Source organism: Caulobacter endophyticus (assembly GCF_029543245.1).
Classification (GTDB): domain Bacteria; phylum Pseudomonadota; class Alphaproteobacteria; order Caulobacterales; family Caulobacteraceae; genus Caulobacter; species Caulobacter endophyticus_A.
The window spans coordinates 137,268-158,374 of record NZ_JARQWV010000005.1; the positions used below are offsets into that span (position 1 = coordinate 137,268).

Annotated in this window: 27 protein-coding genes; 11 read left to right on the plus strand and 16 right to left on the minus strand. The window is 69.3% G+C overall.

Going from position 1 to position 21,107, the window contains the following annotated elements:
• Positions 1–100: 100 nt before the first annotated feature.
• Positions 101–805, plus strand: coding sequence for a hypothetical protein (locus P7A99_RS06570; RefSeq protein WP_277793113.1), 705 nt, complete (start codon positions 101–103; stop codon positions 803–805).
• On the opposite strand, the gene P7A99_RS06575 is transcribed toward P7A99_RS06570, so the two are convergent.
• Positions 802–1,455 (minus strand): nicotinate-nucleotide adenylyltransferase, encoded by a 654-nt coding sequence (locus tag P7A99_RS06575; protein WP_277793114.1) that lies wholly within the window; start codon positions 1,453–1,455, stop codon positions 802–804. The two genes, P7A99_RS06570 and P7A99_RS06575, sit on opposite strands and share 4 nt — an antisense overlap.
• Entirely contained in the window at positions 1,421–2,695 is a 1,275-nt protein-coding gene (locus tag P7A99_RS06580; protein ID WP_277793115.1) for a glutamate-5-semialdehyde dehydrogenase, read from the minus strand. Before P7A99_RS06580 ends, P7A99_RS06575 begins: the two co-directional genes overlap by 35 nt.
• 189 nt (positions 2,696–2,884) lie before the next feature.
• Between P7A99_RS06580 and P7A99_RS06585 the strand changes: the two genes are divergently transcribed.
• The 3 genes from P7A99_RS06585 to P7A99_RS06595 are packed head-to-tail and all read left to right on the plus strand — an operon-like array spanning position 2,885 to position 4,432.
• Positions 2,885–3,289 (plus strand): hypothetical protein, encoded by a 405-nt coding sequence (locus P7A99_RS06585; protein ID WP_277793116.1) that lies wholly within the window; start codon positions 2,885–2,887, stop codon positions 3,287–3,289.
• A complete protein-coding gene (locus P7A99_RS06590) occupies positions 3,286–3,486 on the plus strand; it encodes a helix-turn-helix transcriptional regulator (protein ID WP_058347741.1) in 201 nt (66 codons plus the stop codon). Before P7A99_RS06585 ends, P7A99_RS06590 begins: the two co-directional genes overlap by 4 nt.
• A gap of 34 nt (positions 3,487–3,520) precedes the next feature.
• Positions 3,521–4,432 (plus strand): alpha/beta fold hydrolase, encoded by a 912-nt coding sequence (locus tag P7A99_RS06595; RefSeq protein WP_277793117.1) that lies wholly within the window; start codon positions 3,521–3,523, stop codon positions 4,430–4,432.
• Positions 4,433–4,484: 52 nt separating this feature from the next.
• On the opposite strand, the gene proB is transcribed toward P7A99_RS06595, so the two are convergent.
• Positions 4,485–5,618, minus strand: a complete 1,134-nt coding sequence (gene proB, locus P7A99_RS06600) for a glutamate 5-kinase (RefSeq protein WP_277793118.1) — start codon at positions 5,616–5,618, stop codon at positions 4,485–4,487.
• The gene (gene obgE / locus P7A99_RS06605; protein ID WP_277793119.1) at positions 5,615–6,679 is read right to left on the minus strand and encodes a GTPase ObgE; all 1,065 of its coding nucleotides are present in this window, start codon (positions 6,677–6,679) and stop codon (positions 5,615–5,617) included. The genes proB and obgE overlap by 4 nt, the downstream gene beginning before the upstream one ends.
• A 215-nt stretch (positions 6,680–6,894) precedes the next feature.
• On the opposite strand from obgE, the gene P7A99_RS06610 reads away from it, so the two are divergent.
• Entirely contained in the window at positions 6,895–7,854 is a 960-nt protein-coding gene (locus P7A99_RS06610) for a hypothetical protein (protein WP_277793120.1), read from the plus strand.
• A gap of 194 nt (positions 7,855–8,048) precedes the next feature.
• Here the strand turns inward: P7A99_RS06610 and P7A99_RS06615 are convergent, their stop codons facing one another.
• The 4 genes from P7A99_RS06615 to rplU all read right to left on the minus strand — a co-directional run bounded on the left by P7A99_RS06615 (position 8,049) and on the right by rplU (position 10,924).
• Positions 8,049–9,062 carry a glycoside hydrolase family 43 gene (locus P7A99_RS06615; protein ID WP_277793121.1) on the minus strand — a complete coding sequence of 338 codons (1,014 nt, stop codon included), beginning with the start codon at positions 9,060–9,062 and terminating at the stop codon, positions 8,049–8,051.
• A gap of 246 nt (positions 9,063–9,308) precedes the next feature.
• Positions 9,309–9,842 carry a GNAT family N-acetyltransferase gene (locus tag P7A99_RS06620; protein WP_277793122.1) on the minus strand — a complete coding sequence of 178 codons (534 nt, stop codon included), beginning with the start codon at positions 9,840–9,842 and terminating at the stop codon, positions 9,309–9,311.
• 224 nt (positions 9,843–10,066) lie between these two features.
• A complete protein-coding gene (gene rpmA, locus P7A99_RS06625; protein WP_165260602.1) occupies positions 10,067–10,336 on the minus strand; it encodes a 50S ribosomal protein L27 in 270 nt (89 codons plus the stop codon).
• A 78-nt stretch (positions 10,337–10,414) separates the two neighbouring features.
• Entirely contained in the window at positions 10,415–10,924 is a 510-nt protein-coding gene (gene rplU, locus P7A99_RS06630; RefSeq protein ID WP_101712765.1) for a 50S ribosomal protein L21, read from the minus strand.
• Between the two features lie 215 nt (positions 10,925–11,139).
• On the opposite strand from rplU, the gene P7A99_RS06635 reads away from it, so the two are divergent.
• From P7A99_RS06635 to P7A99_RS06645, 3 genes are all read left to right on the plus strand, one after another.
• Entirely contained in the window at positions 11,140–11,769 is a 630-nt protein-coding gene (locus P7A99_RS06635; protein ID WP_277793123.1) for a hypothetical protein, read from the plus strand.
• Between the two features lie 5 nt (positions 11,770–11,774).
• Complete coding sequence (locus P7A99_RS06640) at positions 11,775–12,035, plus strand: hypothetical protein (protein WP_277793124.1); 261 nt, start codon at positions 11,775–11,777, stop codon at positions 12,033–12,035.
• Between the two features lie 87 nt (positions 12,036–12,122).
• Positions 12,123–13,229: a CobW family GTP-binding protein gene (locus P7A99_RS06645; RefSeq protein ID WP_277793125.1), complete on the plus strand. Its 1,107-nt coding sequence runs from the start codon at positions 12,123–12,125 to the stop codon at positions 13,227–13,229.
• A gap of 185 nt (positions 13,230–13,414) precedes the next feature.
• Here P7A99_RS06645 and P7A99_RS06650 read toward each other — a convergent pair whose 3' ends face one another.
• Both P7A99_RS06650 and P7A99_RS06655 read right to left on the minus strand, forming a co-directional pair.
• Positions 13,415–14,011, minus strand: coding sequence for a CC0125/CC1285 family lipoprotein (locus tag P7A99_RS06650; protein WP_165260612.1), 597 nt, complete (start codon positions 14,009–14,011; stop codon positions 13,415–13,417).
• 129 nt (positions 14,012–14,140) lie between these two features.
• Complete coding sequence (locus P7A99_RS06655) at positions 14,141–14,782, minus strand: LysE family translocator (protein WP_277793126.1); 642 nt, start codon at positions 14,780–14,782, stop codon at positions 14,141–14,143.
• 17 nt (positions 14,783–14,799) lie between these two features.
• Here P7A99_RS06655 and P7A99_RS25190 point away from each other — a divergent pair, with 17 nt between their 5' ends.
• Complete coding sequence (locus P7A99_RS25190; RefSeq protein WP_431307648.1) at positions 14,800–14,958, plus strand: hypothetical protein; 159 nt, start codon at positions 14,800–14,802, stop codon at positions 14,956–14,958.
• Positions 14,959–15,018: 60 nt separating this feature from the next.
• On the opposite strand, the gene P7A99_RS06660 is transcribed toward P7A99_RS25190, so the two are convergent.
• Complete coding sequence (locus P7A99_RS06660; protein WP_277793127.1) at positions 15,019–15,423, minus strand: MAPEG family protein; 405 nt, start codon at positions 15,421–15,423, stop codon at positions 15,019–15,021.
• A 183-nt stretch (positions 15,424–15,606) separates the two neighbouring features.
• On the opposite strand from P7A99_RS06660, the gene P7A99_RS06665 reads away from it, so the two are divergent.
• The gene (locus tag P7A99_RS06665; RefSeq protein WP_058347756.1) at positions 15,607–15,807 is read left to right on the plus strand and encodes a KTSC domain-containing protein; all 201 of its coding nucleotides are present in this window, start codon (positions 15,607–15,609) and stop codon (positions 15,805–15,807) included.
• Positions 15,808–16,050: 243 nt separating this feature from the next.
• On the opposite strand, the gene P7A99_RS06670 is transcribed toward P7A99_RS06665, so the two are convergent.
• The 5 genes from P7A99_RS06670 to P7A99_RS06690 form a co-directional block, all read right to left on the minus strand.
• Entirely contained in the window at positions 16,051–17,904 is a 1,854-nt protein-coding gene (locus P7A99_RS06670) for a flotillin family protein (protein ID WP_277793128.1), read from the minus strand.
• A gap of 65 nt (positions 17,905–17,969) precedes the next feature.
• Positions 17,970–18,569 (minus strand): YqiJ family protein, encoded by a 600-nt coding sequence (locus tag P7A99_RS06675; RefSeq protein ID WP_277793129.1) that lies wholly within the window; start codon positions 18,567–18,569, stop codon positions 17,970–17,972.
• Between the two features lie 4 nt (positions 18,570–18,573).
• Complete coding sequence (locus tag P7A99_RS06680; RefSeq protein ID WP_277793130.1) at positions 18,574–19,152, minus strand: PspA/IM30 family protein; 579 nt, start codon at positions 19,150–19,152, stop codon at positions 18,574–18,576.
• Between the two features lie 11 nt (positions 19,153–19,163).
• Positions 19,164–19,649: a hypothetical protein gene (locus P7A99_RS06685; RefSeq protein ID WP_277793131.1), complete on the minus strand. Its 486-nt coding sequence runs from the start codon at positions 19,647–19,649 to the stop codon at positions 19,164–19,166.
• Between the two features lie 103 nt (positions 19,650–19,752).
• Positions 19,753–20,538, minus strand: a complete 786-nt coding sequence (locus P7A99_RS06690) for a helix-turn-helix transcriptional regulator (protein WP_277793132.1) — start codon at positions 20,536–20,538, stop codon at positions 19,753–19,755.
• Positions 20,539–20,661: 123 nt separating this feature from the next.
• On the opposite strand from P7A99_RS06690, the gene P7A99_RS06695 reads away from it, so the two are divergent.
• Positions 20,662–21,057, plus strand: a complete 396-nt coding sequence (locus tag P7A99_RS06695) for a hypothetical protein (RefSeq protein WP_277793133.1) — start codon at positions 20,662–20,664, stop codon at positions 21,055–21,057.
• Positions 21,058–21,107: the final 50 nt, after the last annotated feature.

Sequence of the window (21,107 nt, forward strand, 5' to 3'; positions counted from 1 at the left end):
AAGGTGAGGGGGGTCGTGGTCGCAGGGCCGTCGGGCGGGGATTCCTGGCCTCGGGGCTCGCGGCGCGCTAGAGCTTGAGGCCGGGTTCGAGGGAGCGTTGATGAAGTACGAAGCCAGTCTGCTCGCGCACCTGCGTCAGTCAGTTCTCACCGCGTTCCTTCTTGTCCTGGCCGCGCCGCCGACCCTGGCGGCCGAGCCGCCCCTGACCCTGAAGGAACTGCGCGCCCTGCCGCCTGAGCAGGTCATCGCCCGCGCCTTCGCCTCGTCCCTCGAGACGGAGCCGCGGGCCACGATCATCGACACCCTGCCCGACAGCTATGCGCTGAGCACGGTCGAGACCCCTCTGGCGCTGCGCCCGGTCGCCGACCGCGTGTGCCGTCAGCAGGTCCTGACCTTCCGGTTCTCGCCCCTGTCGGCCACGACGACGGCTCGCGTCATCGATCCGCCGTCCGTCGTCGACCGGCTGACGGTCGTCGAGCACTATCGGCTGGTCGCGCCGGGGCGTTCGGATTGCGCCGGCGCCGCCTGGCCGCCGTTCAAGGCCTCGTCCGACATCGTGGCTCGCGACGGCGTCCGCCGACTGGAGGCGTTGCTGGCCGCGCCCGAGCGCTGGCGGTTCAGCTGCGTTCAGCCCGGCTGCGACCTTTCGAAGATACGGATCCAGGACCTGCGCAGCATTTGGGGCGAGCGCGGCGGCGAACTGACCCTCAACGGCGAGATGGCCGGGCGGACCGGCTGGATGATCATGATTTCGGCGCAGGACGACGTCGCCACCCTGTGGACCGGGCCGATCGCGCCTAACTAGCCCTTGGTCTGGCGCGCCCGCAGGGCCGTGGACGAGGCGAAGTTCAGCGGGCCGGTGAGGTAGACCCAGGCCGGGACGTCGGCGTCGGCGATGGTCGCCGCGGCGCTGGCCGGGCGGCGGGCGAAGGCGAAGCGGCGGGCCGCCGGCGAGGTGCGGGCCTTCAGCGCCGCCCACGGCCGCGAGATCACCGCGACGGGGACCTCGCGCATGATCTGGGTCCAGCCGCGCCAGCGGTGGAAGGTGGCCAGGCTGTCGGCGCCCATCACCCAGACGAATTTCACGCCCGGGAAGCGGGCCTTCAGCACCCGTAGGGTGTCGATGGTGTATTGCGAGCCCAACCGCGTCTCGGCGTCGGAGACGATCATGCTCGAGCCCCGCGCCCAGCGGCGGGCCTCGTCCATGCGCTCGGCCAGGGGCCGCGTCTCGCGCGAGGACTTCAGCGGGTTCTGCGGCGAGACCAGCCAGATCACCTTGTCGAGGTTCAGGCGATGCAAGGCGGTCTCGGCCACGTGGGCGTGGCCCTCGTGCGCCGGGTTGAAGCTGCCGCCGAACAGCCCGACGCGCATGCCCGGCTCCAGGTGGAAACCGAGGCGATGGGCGCTGGGGCGGCCGGCTTCAGGGACGAGTCTGGCCGGTCCCGCGAACCACATACTTGAACGTCGTCAGTTGCTCGGCCCCGACCGGGCCGCGGGCATGAAGCTTGTCGGTGGCGATGCCGATCTCGGCCCCGAAGCCGAACTCGCCGCCGTCGGCGAACTGGGTGGAGGCGTTGACCAGCACGATGGCGCTGTCGACCTTGGCGATGAACGCCTCGGCGGTCGCCGCGTCCTCGGTGACGATGGCGTCGGTGTGGCCAGAGCCATAGGTGGCGATGTGAGCCGCCGCGCCCTCGACGCCGTCGACCACGGCCACGGCGATGATCGGGGCCAGGTACTCGGTGGTCCAGTCCTCGACCGTGGCGGCCTTGAGCTCGGGCTCGATGGCGCGGGCGGCCGCGTCGCCGCGGATCTCGCAGCCGGCCTTGATCAGTGCGTCGGCGATCGGCGGCAGCAGCTTGCCGGCCGCGGCGGCGTCGATCAGCAGGGTCTCGGCCGAGCCGCACACCGACACGCGGCGCATCTTGGCGTTCAGCACGATGTCGGCGGCCTTCTTCAGGTCGGCGGCCGCGTGCACGAAGACGTGGTTGAGGCCTTCCAGATGGCCCAGCACCGGAGCGCGGGCCTCGGCCTGCACGCGGGCGACTAGGCTCTTGCCGCCACGCGGGATGATCAGGTCGATCGACCGGTCCAGGCCCGACAGGATGGCGCCGACGGCGGCGCGGTCGGTGGTGCGAACCATCTGCACCACGTTCGCAGGCAGGCCGGCGGCCGCCAGGCCCTTCAGCACGGCGGCGTGGATGGCGAGGTTGGACTCGATGCACTCCGAGCCGCCGCGCAGGATCACCGCGTTGCCAGACCGCAGGGTCAGGGCCGCGGCGTCGGCCGTCACGTTGGGCCGGCTCTCGTAGATCATGGCGATGACGCCGATCGGCGTGCGCACGCGGGCGATGTCCAGGCCGTTGGGCCGGGTCCAGCGGGAGGTCTCGATGCCCAGGGGATCGGGAATGGCGGCCACGGCCTCGACGCCGGCGGCCACGCCTTCAAGGCGGGCTTCGTTCAGCATCAGCCGTTCGATCATCGGCGGCGTCAGGCCGTTGGCGCCGGCCTTCTCCAGGTCGCGGGCGTTGGCGGCCAGGATGGCCGGGGCCTCGGCGCGGATGGCGGCGGCGATGGCGACGAGGGCGGCGGTGCGCTGGGCTGGCGTGGCGAGGCGAAGCGCGCGCGCGCCTTCGCGGGCCGCCTGGCCCATCGCTCTCATCGTCGCCTGCAGGCCCCCGGCCGCGTCGTCCATGGCTCGTCCGTCCCCGGATATGCTCAGATTGAGGCTTACCTAGGCTTTTTGCTCCCCCGGGGAAATGGCCAATTGCTGGCGAGTGGCCGAGAAAGCCTGAATGGCGTGTCAGGAGATCCCGACATCATGTCAGGTTGACATGACATTTTGATCGTGTCAGGTTTGCCTTACATCAACGGGAGGCGAGCCATGCTGGCGATCGGAAAGTTCCAGACCTCGGCGCACAGGCGCTACGTGATCCGCACCCTGGCGTTCATGATCCCCTACGTGCTGGTCAACACCGGCGCGATCTTCGGCGCTTTCGACGACATCAGGACGCCGGTGGCGGCCTGGGCGCTGGCGCTGGTGGTTTCGGCCCCGGTGATCGGGCAGATCTGGGCGACCCTGGCCCTGATGGCCGAGTCCGACGAGTTCGTCCGCGCCCTGGTCGCCCGGCAGTTCATCGTCGCCTCGGGCGTGGCCATGGCCCTGTTCTCGGTCTGGGGTTTCGGCGAGAGCTACGCCCACGCGCCGCACCTGCCGGGCTGGCTGATCTATCCGCTGTTCTGGGCCGTGTTCGGGGTGGTCTCGCCCTTCATCCGGAGCACGCGATGAAGAACCGCCTGAAGCTGCTGCGCGTCGAGCGGGGCTGGACCCAGGAACAGCTCGGTCAGCAGCTGAACGTCTCGCGCCAGGCGGTCAACGCCCTGGAGACCGAGAAGCACGACCCGTCCCTCGATCTCGCCTACCGCATCGCCGCCGTCTTCGAGCGGCCGATCGAAGAGATCTTCGAGAACCCGCACGTCCGCTGAGGACGTTCCCAACCCGAGTTCAGGAGCAACACCCATGTCGTTCGCCTTCTTCGGCGGTCGTGCGATCGCGCGCGCCTGCATCGTCTTCTTCGCCGCCCTGCTGGTTCTGGGGATCACGGTCTCGGTCGTCCGGGCGCAGCCGGCCTTCACCTCCGAGCGCCTGACGGTCGAGGTCGTGGGGCAGGGGGGCGACGTGATCCTGGTGCCGGGCCTTGCCTCCTCGCGCGAGGCGTTCCGGCCGCTGGCCGACCGGCTGAAGGCCACGCACCGCGTGCATCTGGTGCAGCTGTCGGGCTTCGCCGGCCAGCCCTGGACCGGCGGCGACGGGCCGTTCGTCGACCCGGCGGTCGAGGCCCTGGCGGCCTACATCCGCTCGGCCGGCCTCAAGCAGCCGGCGGTGATCGGCCATTCGATGGGCGGGCTGTCGGCCCTGCTGCTGGCCCAGCGTCATCCCGGGCTCGTGGGCCGGGTGATGACCGTCGACAGCCTGCCATTCTACAGCGCCATGTTCGGACCGACCGCGACGAGCGCCACCGCCAAGCCGTTCGCCGACCGCATGGCCGCCGGCGTCCTGTCGGCCAGCCCCGAGGCCTTCGCCGCCCAGCAGGCCGCCGCCGCCAAGGGCCTGTCGAAGACCCCGGCCATGCAGGAGACCATCGTCGCCTGGTCGCTGGCCTCCGACCGCAAGGCTATGGCCAAGGCGATCTCGGAGGTGATGACGCTGGACGCCCGTCCGGGCCTGGCGGCGATGAAGGTTCCGGTCACCGCCCTCTACGCCGTCGACGCCGAGGGCGCCCTGCCGCCGGCCGTGGTCGGGGCGCTGTGGATGCGCGAGTACGACGCCCTGCCCGGCGTGAAGCTGGTCCGTGTCGACAGCAGCCGCCACTTCATCATGGCCGACCAGCCCGAGGCGTTCGCCAAGGCCGTGGATGGGTTTTTGAAGTAGAAGATCCTCCCCCTGAAGGGGGAGGATCTTTGGCTCGGCGACTGAGGGGGCCTTACCCCCCCACCGCCAGGTCGTCGGCGTGGATCATCGGGCCTTCGGTGAAGCCCAGTTCGGCCTCGATGGCGTCGCTGCGCAGGCCGGCGATCTTATGGGCGTCGGCGCTGTCGTAGCGCACCAGGCCGCGGGCGACCTCGCGGCCGGTCTCGTCGCGGACGCGGACGGCGTCGCCCTTTTCGAACGGGCCCTCGACGGCGCGCACGCCGGCGGACAGCAGGCTCTTGCCGGTCTTCAGGGCGGCTGCGGCGCCGGCGTCGACCGTCACCCAGCCCTGCGGGGCCAGCGAACCGGCGATCCAGGCCTTGTAGGCGGCGGCGGGCGAGGCGGCGGCCTCGATCAGGGTGGCGGGCGCACCCTCCTCGATGGCGGCCAGCGGACGCGGGCGCGAGCCCAGGGTGATCAGGGTGGCGCAGCCGGCGGCCCGGGCGATGCGGGCGGCGGCGATCTTGGTGGCCATGCCGCCGGTGCCCACGCCGGCGGCGGCGTTTGCGCCCTCGGCCATGGCGGCGATCGCCGGGGTGATCTCCGAGACGCGCGGAATGTGGGTGGCGGCCGGGTCGCGGCGCGGGTCGGCGGTGTAGAGGCCGTCGATGTCCGACAGCAGCACCAGCAGGTCGGCGCCCGCCAGCTGGCCGACGCGGGCGGCCAGGCGGTCGTTGTCGCCATAGCGGATCTCTTCGGTCGCCACCGTGTCGTTCTCGTTGACGACGGGAACCACGCCCAGCGACAGCAGGGTCTCGACCGTGGCGCGGGCGTTCAGCCAGCGGCGGCGGGTCTCGGTGTCGTCGCGGGTCATCAGGATCTGGGCGACGCCGACGCCGTGCGGCTCGAACGCCTCTTCCCAGGCCCGCATCAGGAGGCTCTGGCCGGCGGCGGCCGCGGCCTGCTTCTCCGGCAGGGTGATCTTGCGGCCCGACAGGCCAAGGCGCCGGCGCCCCAGCGCCCCCGCGCCGGACGAGACCACGACCACCTGCTTGCCGGCCGCGCGCAGGGCCGCGGCGTCGGCGCAGAACGCCTCCAGCCAGCCCTTGTTGGCCGCGCCGGTGGCGGCGTCGACCAGCAGGGCCGAGCCGACCTTGAACACGATCCTCCGGGCCTGGCCCAGAGGTCCCCCGACCCCCAGGTTCACGGCTGCCAGCCCCCCGGCGTCTCCTCGATGTGGTCCTCGTCTTCCTCGATCTCGGCCACGGCGTCGCCGCGGCGCACGCGCACCTGGCGATAGGCCGCGCGCAGGAGCTCGGTGACCCCTTCGCCCGACACGCCGGAGATCAGCAGCGGCTTGACGCCGGCCACGGCCTCGAGCTCGGCCTGCTTGGCCGCGCGGGTCTCGTCGTCCAGGGCGTCGATCTTGTTCAGCGCCAGGATCTCGGACTTGTCGCCCAGCTCGTCGCCATAGGCTTCGAGCTCGCCGCGGATCGTGGTCCAGGCGCCGACGATGTCGTCCTGGGTGGCGTCCACCAGATGGATCAAGGTGGCCGAGCGCTCGACGTGGCCCAGGAACCGGGTGCCCAGACCTGCGCCTTCCGACGCGCCCTCGATCAGGCCGGGGATGTCGGCCAGCACGAAGCGCTCGCTGGTCGACAGGTCCACGACGCCCAGGTTCGGGGTCAGGGTGGTGAAGGGATAGTCGGCGATCTTCGGCTTGGCGGCGCTGGCGGCCGCCAGGAAGGTCGACTTGCCGGCGTTGGGCAGGCCCACCAGGCCGACGTCGGCGATCAGCTTGAGGCGCAGCCACAGCCAGCGCTCCTCGCCCTCCTGGCCGGGATTGGCCCACATCGGGGCCTGGTTCACCGGACCCTTGAAGTGCAGGTTGCCCCAGCCGCCGTTGCCGCCCTTGGCCAGCAGCACGCGCATGCCCGCCTGGTCGAGGTCGACGATCAGGGTCTCCTTGTCCTCTTCCAGCACCTCGGTGCCGACCGGGACCTTCAGGACGATGTCGTCGCCGGCCGCGCCGTGGCGTTGGCGGCCCATGCCGTGCACGCCGGTGCCGGCCTTGAAGTGCTGCTGGTAGCGATAGTCGATCAGGGTGTTGAGGCCCTCGACGGCCTCGATCCAGATGTCGCCGCCGCGACCGCCGTCCCCGCCGTCGGGGCCGCCGTATTCGATGTACTTCTCGCGTCGGAAAGACACCGACCCGCCGCCGCCGTTTCCGGAGCGGATGAAGATCTTGCATTGATCCAGGAATTTCATGGGCGTCTTTTGTCCCAACACGGGTTTCGCGTCGAGCAAAATGGACCTGGCGCAACCTGTGGAACGCGCGACCAAGCGCCGCCCGTGTCGATATTGCGACAAACAAGCGCTGCCTTGAACGCTGTTCGGCGTTGTGACGAAATGTTAAACACGCGGTGCGACAAACAGTCTCGGGGCGAAAATTCTCTATTTCTCGTGGAGGGGGGAGGCGTCCGTTGTCGACGGAAGCGAACGTCAGGGATGAACTCGATCAGGACCTCAAGGACCTGACGCTGCAGACGCTATGCCGCAAATATGCGGGCGAGGCGTCGATCCACCGTAACATCCTGATGAGCCGTGGCACCGGCGTGACCGGGACGTGGCGCGACTTCCGCGCGTTCCTGGGCGACATCGGCCGCAAGCCGTCCGAAAACCACGTCCTGGTGCTGATCAATCGGCTCGAGCGCACCTACGGCCCCGGGCGGGCCCGCTGGATGACGCCCGACGAGCAGGCCGCGCACGAGGCCGAGTTCGATCGCATCCAGGCCGAAAAGAAGCGCGAGTCCCAGAAGCTCGAGCACGAAGCCGCCGCCATTCGCCGGGCCAAGGCGCCCAACGCGCCCAATTTCGGCCAGTTCACGCCGATGGGCGGCCAGCAGGTCAGCTTCACCGACGTCGCGCGCAAGCTGAACATTCCGGTCGCGGCCCTGTCGAAGACCATGGCCGGCGGCCGCAGCGCCGACGAGCTGGTCAAGCGCGCGGCCAGCGCCGCCGAGGTGATCAACACCGAGGCTAGCTGGCTGCCGCCGGATCCGGCTCGCAAGGCCAATTTCTTCGAGGCCTTCCGCATCTGGCACATGCAGGTGCAGCCCCAGTTCAGCCGCGCGGCCACCCCGACCTTCCTGTTCCTCTACATCGCCCTGCCGGTGATGAAGGAATGCCGCGACGAGCTGGTCGACCTGAACCTGTGGAACCCGCTGGGCCAGCGCGCCCTGACCGCCCGCGACAACCACATCTCGTGGAAGAAATACTGCGAGTTCATGCCGCGCGCGCAGGTGGCGATGATGGAGATCCCCATCTACGCCACATATTCGCTGCTCAGCGACCTCGACGCCCTGTGCGAGCGCATCGTGACGGCCGAGAAGCGGTTCCGCGAAGGCCCGCAGAAGGTGATCCACACGCATCGGGCGGCTTGATCAGATACTCCCCCTGATCAAGTCCACCTCTCCCATAGGGAGAGGGAGGGGCCCAGGCGATAGCCTGGGAGGGTGAGGGGTTTCACACTTTCCGATTTCGCACGTTGAACGGGTGACGGGACCGCCGACGGCGTACGCCCTCACCCTCCCACGCCTTCGGCGCGGGCCCCTCCCTCTCCCCACGGGAGAGGTGTTCAATTGCGCGCCGCCTTCAGGCCCTTCTTCACGACGGCCTCGCGGTTGATCGTAAGCCAGCCGTCCTTGCCGACCTTCAGTTCGCCCAGCTGGATCACCGTGCGCTGGTTCCACACCGGATCGGTCTTGGCTTCGTCCTCCTTGCCCTGGCCGACGAAGTAGTAGAGCAGCGCCCGGCCGTCGTTGACGACCACGTCGGGGTGATGGCCCAGGTCCCGATCGGTGGGCGCAGCGCCCGGCTTGTCGAGGATGAAGCCCGGCTGGCGCTCCCAGGTCACGGCGTCCTTGGAGCGCAGCACCGCCAGGCCCTTCCAGGCGTCGGCGATCATCCACCAGGAGCCTTCGAAGAAGAACACCTTGGGGCCCTCGCCGGCGAAGTCGGCGACGAAGCCAGGCTGGCGGGTCCAGGTCTTCAGGTCCGGGCTGTCGGCGAAGAAGATGCGGCTGTCCTTGCGCTCGTCCTTGAACCACATCCGGTAGCCGCCCTGCGGGGCCTTGATGACGCCGGCGTCGATCACCCGGTCAGAGCCCAGGTCGAGGGTGTCGGCGCAGGTCCAGGCCGCAAGATCGGTGGAGGTCAGGTGGACGATCTTCGCGCCGGCTTCCGGCAGGTTCCAGCGGTGGAAGATGCCCGGCACCACGGTCAGGAACATGTGGTGGACGCCGTTCTCGGTGAAGATCTCGGGCGCCCACAGGGTTTCGCCGGTGCAGGCTGAGGGGATGTTGGCCGTGCCGGCGTAGGTCCAGGCCAAGCCGTCCTTGGAGGTGGCCACGCCGATGGCGGTGGCGTGCAGCCAGGCGACGTCCTTGGGGTCCTCCAGTTTCAGCGTCGCGCGGCGGTTGGTGTAGAACATCCGCCACAGCTTGCCCGATTTGTCCCAGGCGATGGCCACGTCGGCCGCGCCGTCGAACACCGGGTCGCGGTAGAGCGGCTTTTTCGCCTGCGCGAGCGCGGCGGCGGGCGCCGTGAGGGTCAGAACAAGCGCCAGACCGGCCAGAACGCGACGATGCATGATGCCTCCCATATTATGGGGATGCATCTTACATGATGTTGCAGGTTTGCCCACTGAGGGCTGCCTTCTGATCCCTCTTCCATAGGGAGAGGGAGGGGGCCGCCGCGAAGCGGTGGGAGGGTGAGGGGTTTCAGCGTGGGCGGATGTTCCGCCGACCCGCCGCGCTTCATCCGGTGAGTTTGTTGCCTCTCACCCTCCCATGGCTTCGCCATGGGCCCCTCCCTCTCTCAAAGAGAGAGGGGGCCTCTAGGCCAGCCAGACCATCATCCGCGTCGGCACGCTGGCCCCGCGGGACACCGAGTCTTTTTCCGTGACGACGCCGGTGTAGAGGAAGCCGGCCTTGACCAGCACCTGGCCCGAGGCGGGATTGTCGGCGAAGTGGCCGGCGACGACCAGCTTGCGCCGCCAGTCGTGGGCGGCCCAGGAGAGGGCGCCTTGCAGGGCCTCGGTCGCCAGGCCGCGGCCCCAGAACGGCCGGCCGATCCAGTAGCCGACCTCGAGCCGGCCGTCCTCGTTGGGGAAGAAGCCCAGCACGCCGACGACCCCGGCGTCCTCCAGGTCGATGACGAAGGTGGCGTTGCGGCTCCAGTCCTGGGCCTGGACGCGGGCCACGAACTCTTCGGCGTCAGCCTGGCCGTAGGGCCAGGGCATGCGGGTGGTCATCTTGGGGATGGCGTAGTCGGCGCCCAGGCTGGCGATGCGCGGCGCGTCGGACATGTCCGGCGCCCGCAGGGCGAGCCGCCGCGTCTCTATGACGGGACTTCTTTCGATCACGCACATGGCGCGTCTCCCTTTCCCGGCCCTTCTTCACGCGAGGCGCCGATACTGCGACGCGCCTCAGATAGTGCGGGACCGTGACGCTCCAATTGCCTGGATGAGGCTTTTTCTGGAGCATGGACAAACAAAAGCGGGGAGTCCGGCGTCCGGACTCCCCGCTTCGTATTCGTCGCGTCCGGATCGTCTTCGTTTAGGAAGCACGATCCGAAGAGAGACTTCAGATCGTACTATTCGGCGGCCTGGGCCACCGGGGCCACGGTCACGTAGGTACGGTTCTGCTTCTTGGTCACAAAGCCCACGGCGCCTTCGACGAGGGCGAAGAGGGTGTGATCCTTACCCATGCCGACGTTGGCGCCCGGGTAGAACTTGGTGCCGCGCTGACGAACGAGGATGTTGCCGGCGAGAACCTTCTCGCCGCCGAACTTCTTTACGCCAAGGCGCTTCGATTCTGAGTCGCGACCGTTACTGGACGAGCCGCCAGATTTCTTGTGAGCCATGATGCTCTCCTAATCTTTGACCCGGTTTCCGACGCGCGGACCTTGAGTCAGATCAATCCAAAAAGATCCTGGCGGATCTTAAGCTTCAGCTTCCGGAGCGGGGGCGGCGGCCTTCTTCGGCGCGGCCTTCTTCTTCGGAGCGGCGGCTTCAGCCTTGGCGGCCGGAGCTTCCGGGATGGTGAAGGGCACGGCGGCGTCGCCGAGACCGCGGGCGCGGGCGTCGAGGATGACCTTCGGGGTCAGGTCGATCGTGCCGTCCCACTTGCTTTCCTTGCCGGCGCCGGCGACCGACGTCACGCGCAGGACCGTTTCGGTCTGGCGGTGACCGCGGGTGCGGCGGTAGCCCTGACGGCGGATCTTCTTGAAGATCTTCACCTTCTCGCCCTTGCGGGTTTCGATCAGGGTGGCGTTGACGACGGCGCCGTCAACGGTGGGGGCGCCGACCGTCACGGCCTCGCCTTCGCCCAGCAGCAGAACTTCGCCAAACGCGACTTCCGCGCCAGGTTGACCGTCGAGCTTCTCGACGACCAGCAGGTCGCCGGCTTGGACCCGGTACTGCTTGCCGCCGGTTTTGATGACCGCGTACATAGGTTAGCGCCTTAAATAACGTGCTGTTCGCAAAATACGGAACGCCCGCTAGGAAACCCGGCGGGCGAGAGGGGCGCACTTATAGCGTCGAAAGGCTGTGAGTCAACGGCCAAGGACGCGTCTAAAGCCCTTGACTGGATTCAAGCCGGAGCCTGTGTCGCGCGGCCCGCATGACTCCTCTGGCTCGTTATTTTGTAACAGGCTATAGCGCGGGCGTGACGTCCGCCTTCTTCGCCTCGATCGCGGCCACCGGCTTCATGGTGGCCTTCCTGCACGCGGCCCTGCCAACCCATTGGCTGCCGTTCGTGCTGGTCGGCCGCGCGCAGAAATGGTCGGCGGGGCGCACGCTTGGCGTGACTCTGCTGGCCGGCCTGGGCCACGTGGCCCTGACCATCCTGCTGGGCTTGGTTCTGGTGATCGCGGGCCTGGCCCTTGAGCCGCGCCTTGGCCACCTCTTCCACTGGATCGTCGGCGGGCTGATGGTGGCGGTGGGTCTCTTCTATATAGCGCGCGGCAGGCACAGCCACGCCCTGCCCGAGGCCGGCCGGCGGACCTACGCGTCGGACCGCGCGGCCATCACCGCCCTGGTGGTGCTGCTGACGCTGTCGCCGTGCGAGGCCTTCCTGCCCTACTATCTGGCCGGGATGAAGCACGGCTGGGGCGCGTTCCTGCTGCTCAGCGTGGTGCTGCTGGCGGCGACGGCGGCGGGGATGCTGCTGTTCACGGGCCTTTCCCTGGCCGGCGTGCGCCGCCTGAACCTCGACTGGCTGGAGCGCTACGAGGAGACGATCCTGGGCGCGGCCCTGGTGCTGGTCGGCCTGGCGGTGGCGTTTCTGAAGACGTGAGTGGCGTGGTCGAACTGATCCGCTTGAAGCCCGGCGAACAGGCGCCCGATTTTTCCGACGAAGAGCCCTGGCTCGTCATCGAGGCCAGCGACGACGGCCGTTTCTTCGGAACGGGTCGTGGCGAGACGGAAGACGGCAAGACGATCTTCTATGTCTCGCTCGCCGAAGACGACCATGACCAGGACCGCGCGATCGCGGCGGCCGAGCGGTGGGCGGTCGCGCGCGGCGTGAAGCGGATCTGCGTGCAGGCGCATCCGGCCGACTGATCCCGGCGAGCAGAAACCACGGGTGAGACGGGGCAAGGGCGCCATCACCCGCTTTCGCTTCGTCGCTCGCCGCCCTAAATACCCGCCATGACCCAGACCGCTCCCGCTCCCGGCAAGATCCCCGTCACCGTGCTGACCGGCTATCTCGGCGCCGGCAAGACCACGCTGCTCAACCGCATCCTCACCGAGGAGCACGGCAAGCGCTACGCCGTGATCGTCAACGAGTTCGGCGAGGTCGGCATCGACAACGACCTGGTGGTCGGCGCCGATGAAGAAGTGTTCGAGATGAACAACGGCTGCGTCTGCTGCACGGTGCGCGGCGACCTGATCCGGGTGCTGTCGGGCCTGATGAAGCGCAAGGGCGGCTTCGACGCCATCGTCGTCGAGACCACGGGCCTGGCCGATCCCGGCCCGGTGGCCCAGACCTTCTTCGTCGACGAGGACGTCAAGGCCCGCACCTATCTGGACTCGGTCACCGCCCTGGTCGACGCCAAGCACATCATGCTGCGTCTGAGCGACAGCAAGGAAGCCGTCGAGCAGATCGCCTTCGCCGACCAGATCGTGCTCAACAAGACCGACCTGGTGGCCGAGGACGACCTGCGCCACGTCGAGGCGCGGATCCGCAAGATCAACCCGCTGGCGCCGATCCACCGCGCCGAGCGCTCGAACGTCCCGCTGACCGCCATCATCGGCAAGCACAGCTTCGACCTGGAGCGGATCACCGAACTGGAGCCGGATTTCCTCAATCCCGCCCACGGCGAGCCGGGCCACGTTCATGACGAGCACTGCGGCCACGACCACGGGCACCATCACCACGACCATGACCACGTGCACGACGAGCACTGCGGTCATGACCACCACCACCATGGCCACGACCACAAGAGCGACATCCACGACGACGGGGTGAAGGGCATTTCCCTGACCCTCGACAAGCCGGTGGACGGCCAGAAGGTCACCGTCTGGCTGAACGAGCTGCTGGCCGCCAAGGGCGTCGACATCCTGCGCGCCAAGGGCATCATCGACGTGAAGGGCGAGGAGCGCCGGCTGGTGTTCCAGGCCGTGCACATGATCCTGGAAGGCGACTTCCAGCGCCCCTGGACCGACAAGGACAACCGCTACAGCCGCATGGTCTTCATCGGCCGCGACCTCGACGAGGCCGAGCTGAAGAAGGGCTTCGAGGCCTGCGTGGCTTAAAGCCTGATCCCTCTCCCCTTGTGGGAGAGGGTGGCCTCCCGGAGGGAGGTCGGGTGAGGGGTCTCTCAAACGCAAGACGCCGCGGCAGCCGACAAGCTGCCGCGGCGTTTTTCGTGGGTGCGACCCCTCATCCGTCGGCTTTCGCCGACACCTTCTCCCGCAAGGGGAGAAGGGCGCGTTTCGACTTACTGCCCCGGAGCCGGCCGCTGGATGGTCGGTTCGAGGTTCTTGATGATCTCGCGGGCGTCGTAGGCGCGCGGGTCGCCCGAGGGCTTGGCGCCCTTGTGCAGGACGATCTCGGTGCTGGCCTCGAACTTCTCGATCGTGCGGACCTCGGCGCGGTTGGCGAAGAAGGGGTCGCCCCAGAAGGGGTCCCAGGCGCGCCAGCCGCCGTAGCGGGGGCCGTAATAGCGCCAGGACGGGCGCCAGTAGCCATACGGATAGCCGTAGCCGAAGCCCGGCCGCATGAACGGATCCTCGTCGATCACCGTGCGGGCCGTGCGGTCGGTGCGGCGGTCGGCGGTCTCGAACCAGTCGTAGCCCTGCTCGACGGTCACCTCGGCGGCCCGGTACAGCAGGTAGCGCTCGACGGTCTCGCGGCTGGTCAGGCTGTTGCCCGCGAAGCCGACCCGGTAGCGGTCGCCCTCGAGGCGCATTTCGGTGAAGCCGCCCGAGGCCTTCTGGCCCGGAATGGCCGGCTGATAGGGGGTGGCGGTGGCGCAGGCGCTCAGCGCGGCGGCGACCGCCGCGAGCGCGAGCCATTTGGCCTTCTTGATGGGCATGACGCGTTCCTCTGGGACGACACTATACTCCCGTACCACAATGCATGGCTGAGCTTTGCGGTTTCGCCAAGGCGAACACGTTGCCGCGATGTAAAAAGAGATTGCCGGCCGACTCTAGAAAGCCGGCCTTCAGCCCCGGGCCACGATCAGGCCGGCGGCGGTGATCAGCAGGACCCCCACCAGGATGCCGAAGCCCTTGCGGAAGGCCGGCTCGTTCATCCGCGAGGCCAGGGCCGCGCCGCCCAGGCCGTAGGCGCTCATACTGATCAGGTCCATGCCGATGGTGGCGGCGGCGAACATGACGAGCTGCGGGACCAGCGGCCGCTGCACGTCGATGAACGGCGGCAGCACCGCGCCGAAGAACAGCAGGATCTTGGGGTTGGCGATCTGCACGGTGAAGCCGTCGCGGAAGGCCGAGCGGCTGGACGACATGCGCACGCCGGCCAGGGCCTGTCCCTCGGCGTTGGCCGGCTTCAGCGCGCCGCGGATCGACTTGATCCCCAGCCAGACCAGGTAGGCGGCGCCGGCCAGGGCCAGGACGTGGAAGGCGGCCGGGAAGGCGGCGATCAGGGCGCCCAGGCCCAGCGCCGCGAACACGAACCACACCAGGCTGGCGGTGTTCATGCCCACCACGCCCAGCAGTGCGGCGCCCTTGCCCTTCTCCATGCCGGTGGCGATGGCGAACAGGTTGGCGGGTCCCGGCGTGATGGCCATCACGAACATGGCCGCCAGGAAGGCGCTGTAGCGGGCGGGATCGACGGGCAGGACCATGGCGGGGCTATAGGCTTTTGAGAGCTTTCCCTCAATTTCCTTCGCGCCAACACAAAGCCCGTCATCCCGGCCGCAGCGGAGCGGAGAGCCGGGACCCAGGGGCCGCCGCATCGTATCGGCCACCGCCAATGGGGGCGAGCCTGGACGCTGAGCCTAGTCCCCTGGGTCCCGGATAAGCCCTGCGGGCTTTCCGGGATGACGAGCCTTTTTCCTCGACGGCCGTCGTGACGGTCTTTCTACATCCCCACGGTCACCGCCACCCAGATCGCCCGGCCCAGCGCGCCCAGCAGCAGGGCGAAGGTGGTGAAGGCCTGGATGGCGAAGCCCAGGCCCCGCTTCTTCGGGTCGGCGGCGTAGGACAGGGCGTAGACGATCCGGCCGAGGATCCACACCGCGCCGGCGGCGGCGGCGAAGAGGTCGTTCCAGTAGATCGCGAACAGCCACAGCGACGGCAGGAAGATCACCAGCCATTCCAGGGTGTTGGCCTGCACCCGCACGGCGCGTTCCAGGTCGGGGTGGCCGGTCATGGCCGGGGCGTCGATCTTGGTGCGGGCGCGGGCGGCGCCCACGCGCAGGATCATCCAGATGTAGCAGATCAGCGCCGCCAGGGTGACGATGGCCACGAGGGCATGGGTTTGCATGAGCTTGGCGGTCCTCCCCGAACCTTTGATGCGGCGCAAGGACGGCCGCGCGCGGGGAGCTTAAGCTTATTCACGCCCGATGCTCAAAGCCGTGACGGCAAGGGGCGGAACCGCCGGCCCGGCCCACGCGCTTTCAGCCTTGTAGGCCCTCGTCCGAACCCTTTCCGAAGAAAGGTCTCGCACATGCTCGTCGACTCCACCGCGATCCGCGCGATCGACTACGAACCCGAACACGGCAAGCTCATCGTCACCTTCATCGACGGCGACGAGTACGTCTATGTCGGCGTGCCCGAGCGGGTGACGGCGGCCTTCACGCGATCGCGCTCGAAGGGACGCTTCTTCCAGCGGATGATCCGGGATCGGTATCCGTACAACCGGATCTGAGCGCCCACGTCCCCTTCGGTCGTCATCCCGGGCGGAGGGCCGCGAAGCGGACCGCAGACCCGGGACCCAGGAGACTGGGCGCGGCGCTTGATCGACCCATTCCGCAGCTGACCATGCGGTGCGGCGGCCCCTGGGTCCCGGCTCTTCGCTACGCTTCGGCCGGGATGACGAGCGGCGCTGGCAAGAAGAAAGCCGCCGCCCTTTGGGGCGACGGCTTCCGATGGTCCGCAGTGAGGAGAAGGCCTACGCCTCCTCGTCGGCTTCCTCTTCTTCCTCGACCGCCACCGGCGCGGCGATCGCGGCGGGTTTGGCCTTCTTGACGCGGCGCGGGGCCGGGACGCCGTCGATGGCGGCGGGGGTCGGAGCGACCTCGGCCAGCGGGGCGGTGAGGCCCGGCAGGGTCGCGCCGTTCAGGCCCACCTCGGCCATCAGCTGGTCGAGCAGCGGGGCCTGAGCCCGGTAGCGCAGGGCGCCGCTGACCACCTGGTCGGCCAGGTTGCCGCCGCCGTTCGAACTGCCGCCGGCGTCGTTGGCCGCAGCAGCGCCGGTCGCGCCGTTCAGGCCGTCGACCTGGACGATGCGGATCGAGTCGATCGCTTCCAGCGGCTTGACGGACTCGGCGATGATCCGGTCGAGGTTCTCGATCAGCTTGATCCGGATGGCCATGGCCACCTGGTCGGCCGACAGCAGGTTGGCGGCCTTGTTGAGGGCTTCCTGACCCGAGGCGTCGACGTCGTAGCGCACGCGGGCGGCCTCGGCGGCCAGGCGGACGGACTCCGCCGAGGCTTCGGCCTCGATGCGGGTCTTGTCGGCCGCGCCCTTGGCTTCCTCGCGCAGGGCCTCGGCCCGGTCGGAGGCGGCGGTCTTCTCGGCCTCGGCGGCCACCTTGACGGCGATGGCCTCGCGCTCGGCCTCCTTGGTCGCCTCGATCAGCTCGATGATCTTCTGGCGGTCGGCGGCCTCGCGTTCGCGGACGGTCTTGACCTGTTCCTCGGCGGCGACGGCGAGGGCAAGCGCCTTGTCGGCGTCGGCCTGGGCCTCGGACTGGGCGCGCGACTTTTCGGCCACGGCGATGGCGCGGTCCTGTTCCGACAGCTCGATGGCCTTGGCCTTCTCGATCGTCTGGGTCTCAACGGCGCGTTCCTTGGCGATCTCGCGCTCGCCCAGTTCCTGCTCCATGGCGATGCGCTGCTGGGCCACGGCGCGATCGGCGGTGATCTTGGCCTGCTCGATCTGCTGCTCGCTGGCGATCTTGGCCTGTTCGGCTTCCTGGGTCTTTTCGGCCTGCTGGCGGGCGACCTCGGCCGATTGCTCGGCGCGACGGGTGGCCAGTTCGCGCTCCTGCTCGAGCTTGGCGTATTCTTCGTCGCGGGTGATCTGCAGGGTCTGGCGCTGGGCTTCCAGGTTCTTGGTGCGGATCTGCACCTGGGTGTCCTGCTCGATGTCGTTGCGCAGCTTCTTGCGCAGCTCGATCTCTTCGGTCAGCCGCGTCAGGCCTTCGGCGTCGAAGGCGTTCGAGGGGTTGAAGTACTCCATGGCGGTCTGGTCGAGGCCGGTCAGCGACACGGTCTCCAGCTCCAGGCCGTTCTTCAGCAGGTCCTCGGACGAGACCTGCTGCACCTTCTGGACGAAGTGGGTGCGCTGCTCGTGCAGCTCGGTCATGGTCAGCTCGGCGGCCACCGAGCGCAGGGCGTCGACGAACTTGCCCTCGACCAGTTCCTTCAACTGCTCGGGGTGCATGGTGCGCTGGCCAAGCGTCTGGGCGGCGCTGGCGATGGCCTCGGAGCTCGGCTGAACGCGCACGTAGAACTCGGCCAGCACGTCGACGCGCATGCGGTCCTTGGTGATCAGGGCCTGCTCGTTGTTGCGGGCGACGGCCAGGCGCAGGGTGTTCATGTTGACCGGAATGGTCTCGTGGAACACCGGCAGGATCAGCGCGCCGCCGTTCATGACGACCTTCTCACCGCCAAAGCCCGTGCGGACGAAGGACGTCTCCTTGGAAGCGCGCTTGTAGAGGCGGGCCAGGATCAGGCCGAGGATGAGGAGGCCGACGAGGCTCCCCCCGGCGATGACGGCGATCTCGATCAGGGCAGGCATGCGGATTTACCCCCGAAGTTTGGGAAAGCGGAAAAGGAAGAACAGCAGGAAGGCGAAGGCGGGCGTCACAGCAGCGCCTCGCTCTCGTTGCGGATGGCCAGGAACCGGGCGCCGGCGTTGCGCACGATGATGACGCTGGCGCCTTGCGCGAAGGTCTCGCCGTCCTCGTCGGGCTCGACCATCACGTAGTGGGTCTGGCCGTGGGCGTCGCGCACCCGGGCCTGGGCGGGCGAGCCGACCCTGGCCTCGCCGGTGACGATCACGGCGACGCGGCCGACCAGGGTCTCGCGCGAGACGGCGGTGGTCTCGTCGCCCGGCAGGATGCGGGCCAGCACGCGGCTCAGCACCCGGGTGAAGGGCAGGGCGACCGCGGCCGCCAGCGGTCCGGCCAGCCAGGCCGGGGCCGGGTGGCGGAAGACGCCGGCGATCAGCTGTTGCAGCACGAGGCCCGTCACCCCGAAGGCGAACAGGAAGACCACGATCACCATCAGTAGCGGCAGGCGGCCGACGTTCAGCCAGTTCAGCAGCGAGGCGTCGTTTCCGTCCAGGCCGTCGTGGCCCAGGCCCGCGCCCAGGCCGGCGGCCTCGACCGCGCCGATCAGCAGCATCAGCAGCAGGGCGGCCAGGAAGATCGTGTTGCCGTCGGCCGACAGGAACCCCCACATCGGCTCAACCTCCCGAGCGGCGGGCGGCGCGGAGCGCGGCGAGGCGCTCGTCCACCCGGTGGCCGCGGGCCAGGCGCTCCAGTTCCGACAGCTTGGCGCCGCGCGCCAGCTCGGCGTCGGTGGGCGGCTGCGGGGCCTTGGCGCGGGCGGCCGTCAGGTCGGTCAGGTCCTCGGCCATTTCGCGGCGGGTGGCCTGCAGGGCGGCCAGATAGCCTTCCAGCTCGGCCTGGCGCTGGGCGGCGTCGGCGACGGCGGTCTCCAGCACCGGGATCTGGGCCTCGATGTCCAGCTGGTGCTCCAGCGCGGCGCGGATCAGGTCCTCGCGGTCCTGGGAGAGGGCCAGCTCGATCTGGGCCGACAGGTCGTCGTGGCGGCTGGACTGCTCGGTCAGCCGCTTGGCGGCCAGGTGGCGGGCGGCGATGGCGCGGCCGAGTTCGGCGCGCACCTCGTCGATGGCCTGGTCGACCTCGCGCAGGGCCTGTTGGCCCAGCGCGTCGGGCATCACCTCTTCCAGGGCGTCGATCAGGGCGTGGGCGCCGCCGCTGACGATGCGTCCCACTCGGGCGCGCAGGGTGTCTGCCATCAGGAACCTCGTCAGGCGGCCGACGGGCGGTCGCCCGCGGCGGTGATCAGGCGGGTCAGCTCGCCCAGGGCGGCGACACGGCGGGAGACGATCGTCGGATCGTAGGCGGGGGCGCTGGGGGTCACGCCCCAGCGCAGCATCTGTTCGGTCAGGCGCGCTGCGCAGTCGACGAGGCGGGCCTCGTGCCGGGCCAGGGCCTGTGGATCCGCGCCCGCCAGCTCGGCCGGGGCGGCCAGCAGCACGGCCAGCATCTCCTCGACGGCGGAGGTCAGGGCCAGGGCGACGGTGGAGTGGCGGTCGGTCGCCAGCTCGGCCGCGCGCAGGGCCTTCAGGGCAGGGGCGGCGATGTCGTGGGCGGCGGCCAGGGCCGCGTCCCAGCCGGCCGGCGTCTCGGCCCGGCGGCGGGCGAGGCGGATCAGGCCGCGCACCTTGTCGCTGGCCGTGATGGCGCCCTCCAGTTCGAGACCGGCGAGAAAAAGGGCGTCCTCTTCGGACAACCTGACACTCAAAGGCGTGTTCAGCGCGACCATGAGTGGCAATGTGGGGCGTTGTAATACGTTTGTAAACAGCTGAGCCTTTCAGCCTGAGATTACATCTTCGTCATGTGCTCGCCGCTGCGTTCGCCAGCGCCGTTGCCGTCTCCGGATCGGCGGGAAAGAAGGTCTCCAGGGTCAGTTCCGCCAGGGTGACGTCGACAGCGTCGCCGAACACGGTGGTCGTGCTGATGAACGACAACACCCGATCGCCGTCGACCAGGCGCAAAGGAACCGCCAGGCCGCCCAGGTCGTCGCCGCGCCGGTCGCCGGCCGGGGGCGTGGGATAGGCCGAGACCTCGTCCAGCAGGTCGGCAAGCACCGGATCGGCGCTGTGGGCGACCTGTCGGCGCAGGCGTTCGATCAAGTGACGCCGCCACTCGGCCGGATTGACCGTCCTGCGCATCAGGCCGTCCGGATGCAGGCCCACGCGCATGACGTTGGGCGGCGGGCCGAGCAGGCTGGGAGGAACGCCCTCCATCAGGGCCAGCGCGGCGGGATTGGCGGCGACCAAGTTCCAGGCCCGGTCGGCGGCCAGGGCTGGATAGGGCATGTGAGCGGCCAGGATCAGTTCCACCGCCCTGCGGGCGGCCGCCAACTGGACGTCTCCCAGGTCGCGCTCGGGATAGACGGGGGCGAAGCCGGCGGCGACCAGCAGGCGGTTGCGCTCGCGCAGCGGCGTCTCCAGCCGTTCGGACAGGTTCAGCACCATCTCGCGGCTGGGTTGGGCGCGACCCGTCTCGAGGAACGACAGGTGGCGGGTCGAGATCTCCGCCTCGAGGGCCAGGTCCATCTGGCTCATTCGCCGCCGCTGACGCCAGGCGCGCAGGTGGTCTCCGAAGGTTTCGGGCATGGGCTTCCTCGTTCGCCGGCACCCTAGAACGCCGCCGCGCAGCTTGCCCATTACCTCCCGCGTAATCGACGGGCCGCGCGGCGGCGGCGACTTTCCCCCCGTCTTCAACGGAGGGCCTAGCCCATGACCGCCGATCTTTCCTTCGTCCGCCGCGTTCTCGCCGCCGACGCCGTCACCTGCGCCGCCGCCGGAGCGCTGATGGCCCTGGCCGCCGCGCCGCTGGCCGGGCCGTTGGGCCTGCCGCAGCCGCTGCTGTTTCTGGCCGGCCTGTCGCTGTTTCCGGTGGCGGCGCTGTTCGCCTGGATGAGCCGCACCCGCCTGCTGAATCCCGGTCTCGTGTGGCTGGCGGTGGCGGGCAACGCCGGTTGGGTGGTCGGCAGCCTGGCGGTGGTGGCGACCTGCAAGCCGACCGTCCTGGGCGCGGCCTTCGTCCTGGCCCAGGCCGGCGCCGTCGCGGTGCTGGCGGCGCTGGAGCACGCCGGCCTGAACCGGGGACGTCGGCAGGCGCACGGCGCTTGAGTCGCGGTCTCGTTCGCTCTGGATCAAGTTCCTTGGTCCCGCCGTGGGCG

What these genes read in the sequence shown, in the direction of transcription:
- P7A99_RS06570 (WP_277793113.1), top strand. Translation starts at nt 101, where the DNA reads ATGAAGTACGAAGCCAGTCTGCTCGCGCACCTGCGTCAGTCAGTTCTC.
- P7A99_RS06575 (WP_277793114.1), bottom strand. Translation starts at nt 1,455, where the DNA reads ATGTGGTTCGCGGGACCGGCCAGACTCGTCCCTGAAGCCGGCCGCCCC.
- P7A99_RS06580 (WP_277793115.1), bottom strand. Translation starts at nt 2,695, where the DNA reads ATGGACGACGCGGCCGGGGGCCTGCAGGCGACGATGAGAGCGATGGGC.
- P7A99_RS06585 (WP_277793116.1), top strand. Translation starts at nt 2,885, where the DNA reads ATGCTGGCGATCGGAAAGTTCCAGACCTCGGCGCACAGGCGCTACGTG.
- P7A99_RS06590 (WP_058347741.1), top strand. Translation starts at nt 3,286, where the DNA reads ATGAAGAACCGCCTGAAGCTGCTGCGCGTCGAGCGGGGCTGGACCCAG.
- P7A99_RS06595 (WP_277793117.1), top strand. Translation starts at nt 3,521, where the DNA reads ATGTCGTTCGCCTTCTTCGGCGGTCGTGCGATCGCGCGCGCCTGCATC.
- obgE (WP_277793119.1), bottom strand. Translation starts at nt 6,679, where the DNA reads ATGAAATTCCTGGATCAATGCAAGATCTTCATCCGCTCCGGAAACGGC.
- P7A99_RS06615 (WP_277793121.1), bottom strand. Translation starts at nt 9,062, where the DNA reads ATGCATCGTCGCGTTCTGGCCGGTCTGGCGCTTGTTCTGACCCTCACG.
- P7A99_RS06620 (WP_277793122.1), bottom strand. Translation starts at nt 9,842, where the DNA reads ATGTGCGTGATCGAAAGAAGTCCCGTCATAGAGACGCGGCGGCTCGCC.
- rpmA (WP_165260602.1), bottom strand. Translation starts at nt 10,336, where the DNA reads ATGGCTCACAAGAAATCTGGCGGCTCGTCCAGTAACGGTCGCGACTCA.
- rplU (WP_101712765.1), bottom strand. Translation starts at nt 10,924, where the DNA reads ATGTACGCGGTCATCAAAACCGGCGGCAAGCAGTACCGGGTCCAAGCC.
- P7A99_RS06645 (WP_277793125.1), top strand. Translation starts at nt 12,123, where the DNA reads ATGACCCAGACCGCTCCCGCTCCCGGCAAGATCCCCGTCACCGTGCTG.
- P7A99_RS06650 (WP_165260612.1), bottom strand. Translation starts at nt 14,011, where the DNA reads ATGCCCATCAAGAAGGCCAAATGGCTCGCGCTCGCGGCGGTCGCCGCC.
- P7A99_RS06655 (WP_277793126.1), bottom strand. Translation starts at nt 14,782, where the DNA reads ATGGTCCTGCCCGTCGATCCCGCCCGCTACAGCGCCTTCCTGGCGGCC.
- P7A99_RS06660 (WP_277793127.1), bottom strand. Translation starts at nt 15,423, where the DNA reads ATGCAAACCCATGCCCTCGTGGCCATCGTCACCCTGGCGGCGCTGATC.
- P7A99_RS06665 (WP_058347756.1), top strand. Translation starts at nt 15,607, where the DNA reads ATGCTCGTCGACTCCACCGCGATCCGCGCGATCGACTACGAACCCGAA.
- P7A99_RS06670 (WP_277793128.1), bottom strand. Translation starts at nt 17,904, where the DNA reads ATGCCTGCCCTGATCGAGATCGCCGTCATCGCCGGGGGGAGCCTCGTC.
- P7A99_RS06675 (WP_277793129.1), bottom strand. Translation starts at nt 18,569, where the DNA reads ATGTGGGGGTTCCTGTCGGCCGACGGCAACACGATCTTCCTGGCCGCC.
- P7A99_RS06680 (WP_277793130.1), bottom strand. Translation starts at nt 19,152, where the DNA reads ATGGCAGACACCCTGCGCGCCCGAGTGGGACGCATCGTCAGCGGCGGC.
- P7A99_RS06690 (WP_277793132.1), bottom strand. Translation starts at nt 20,538, where the DNA reads ATGCCCGAAACCTTCGGAGACCACCTGCGCGCCTGGCGTCAGCGGCGG.
- P7A99_RS06695 (WP_277793133.1), top strand. Translation starts at nt 20,662, where the DNA reads ATGACCGCCGATCTTTCCTTCGTCCGCCGCGTTCTCGCCGCCGACGCC.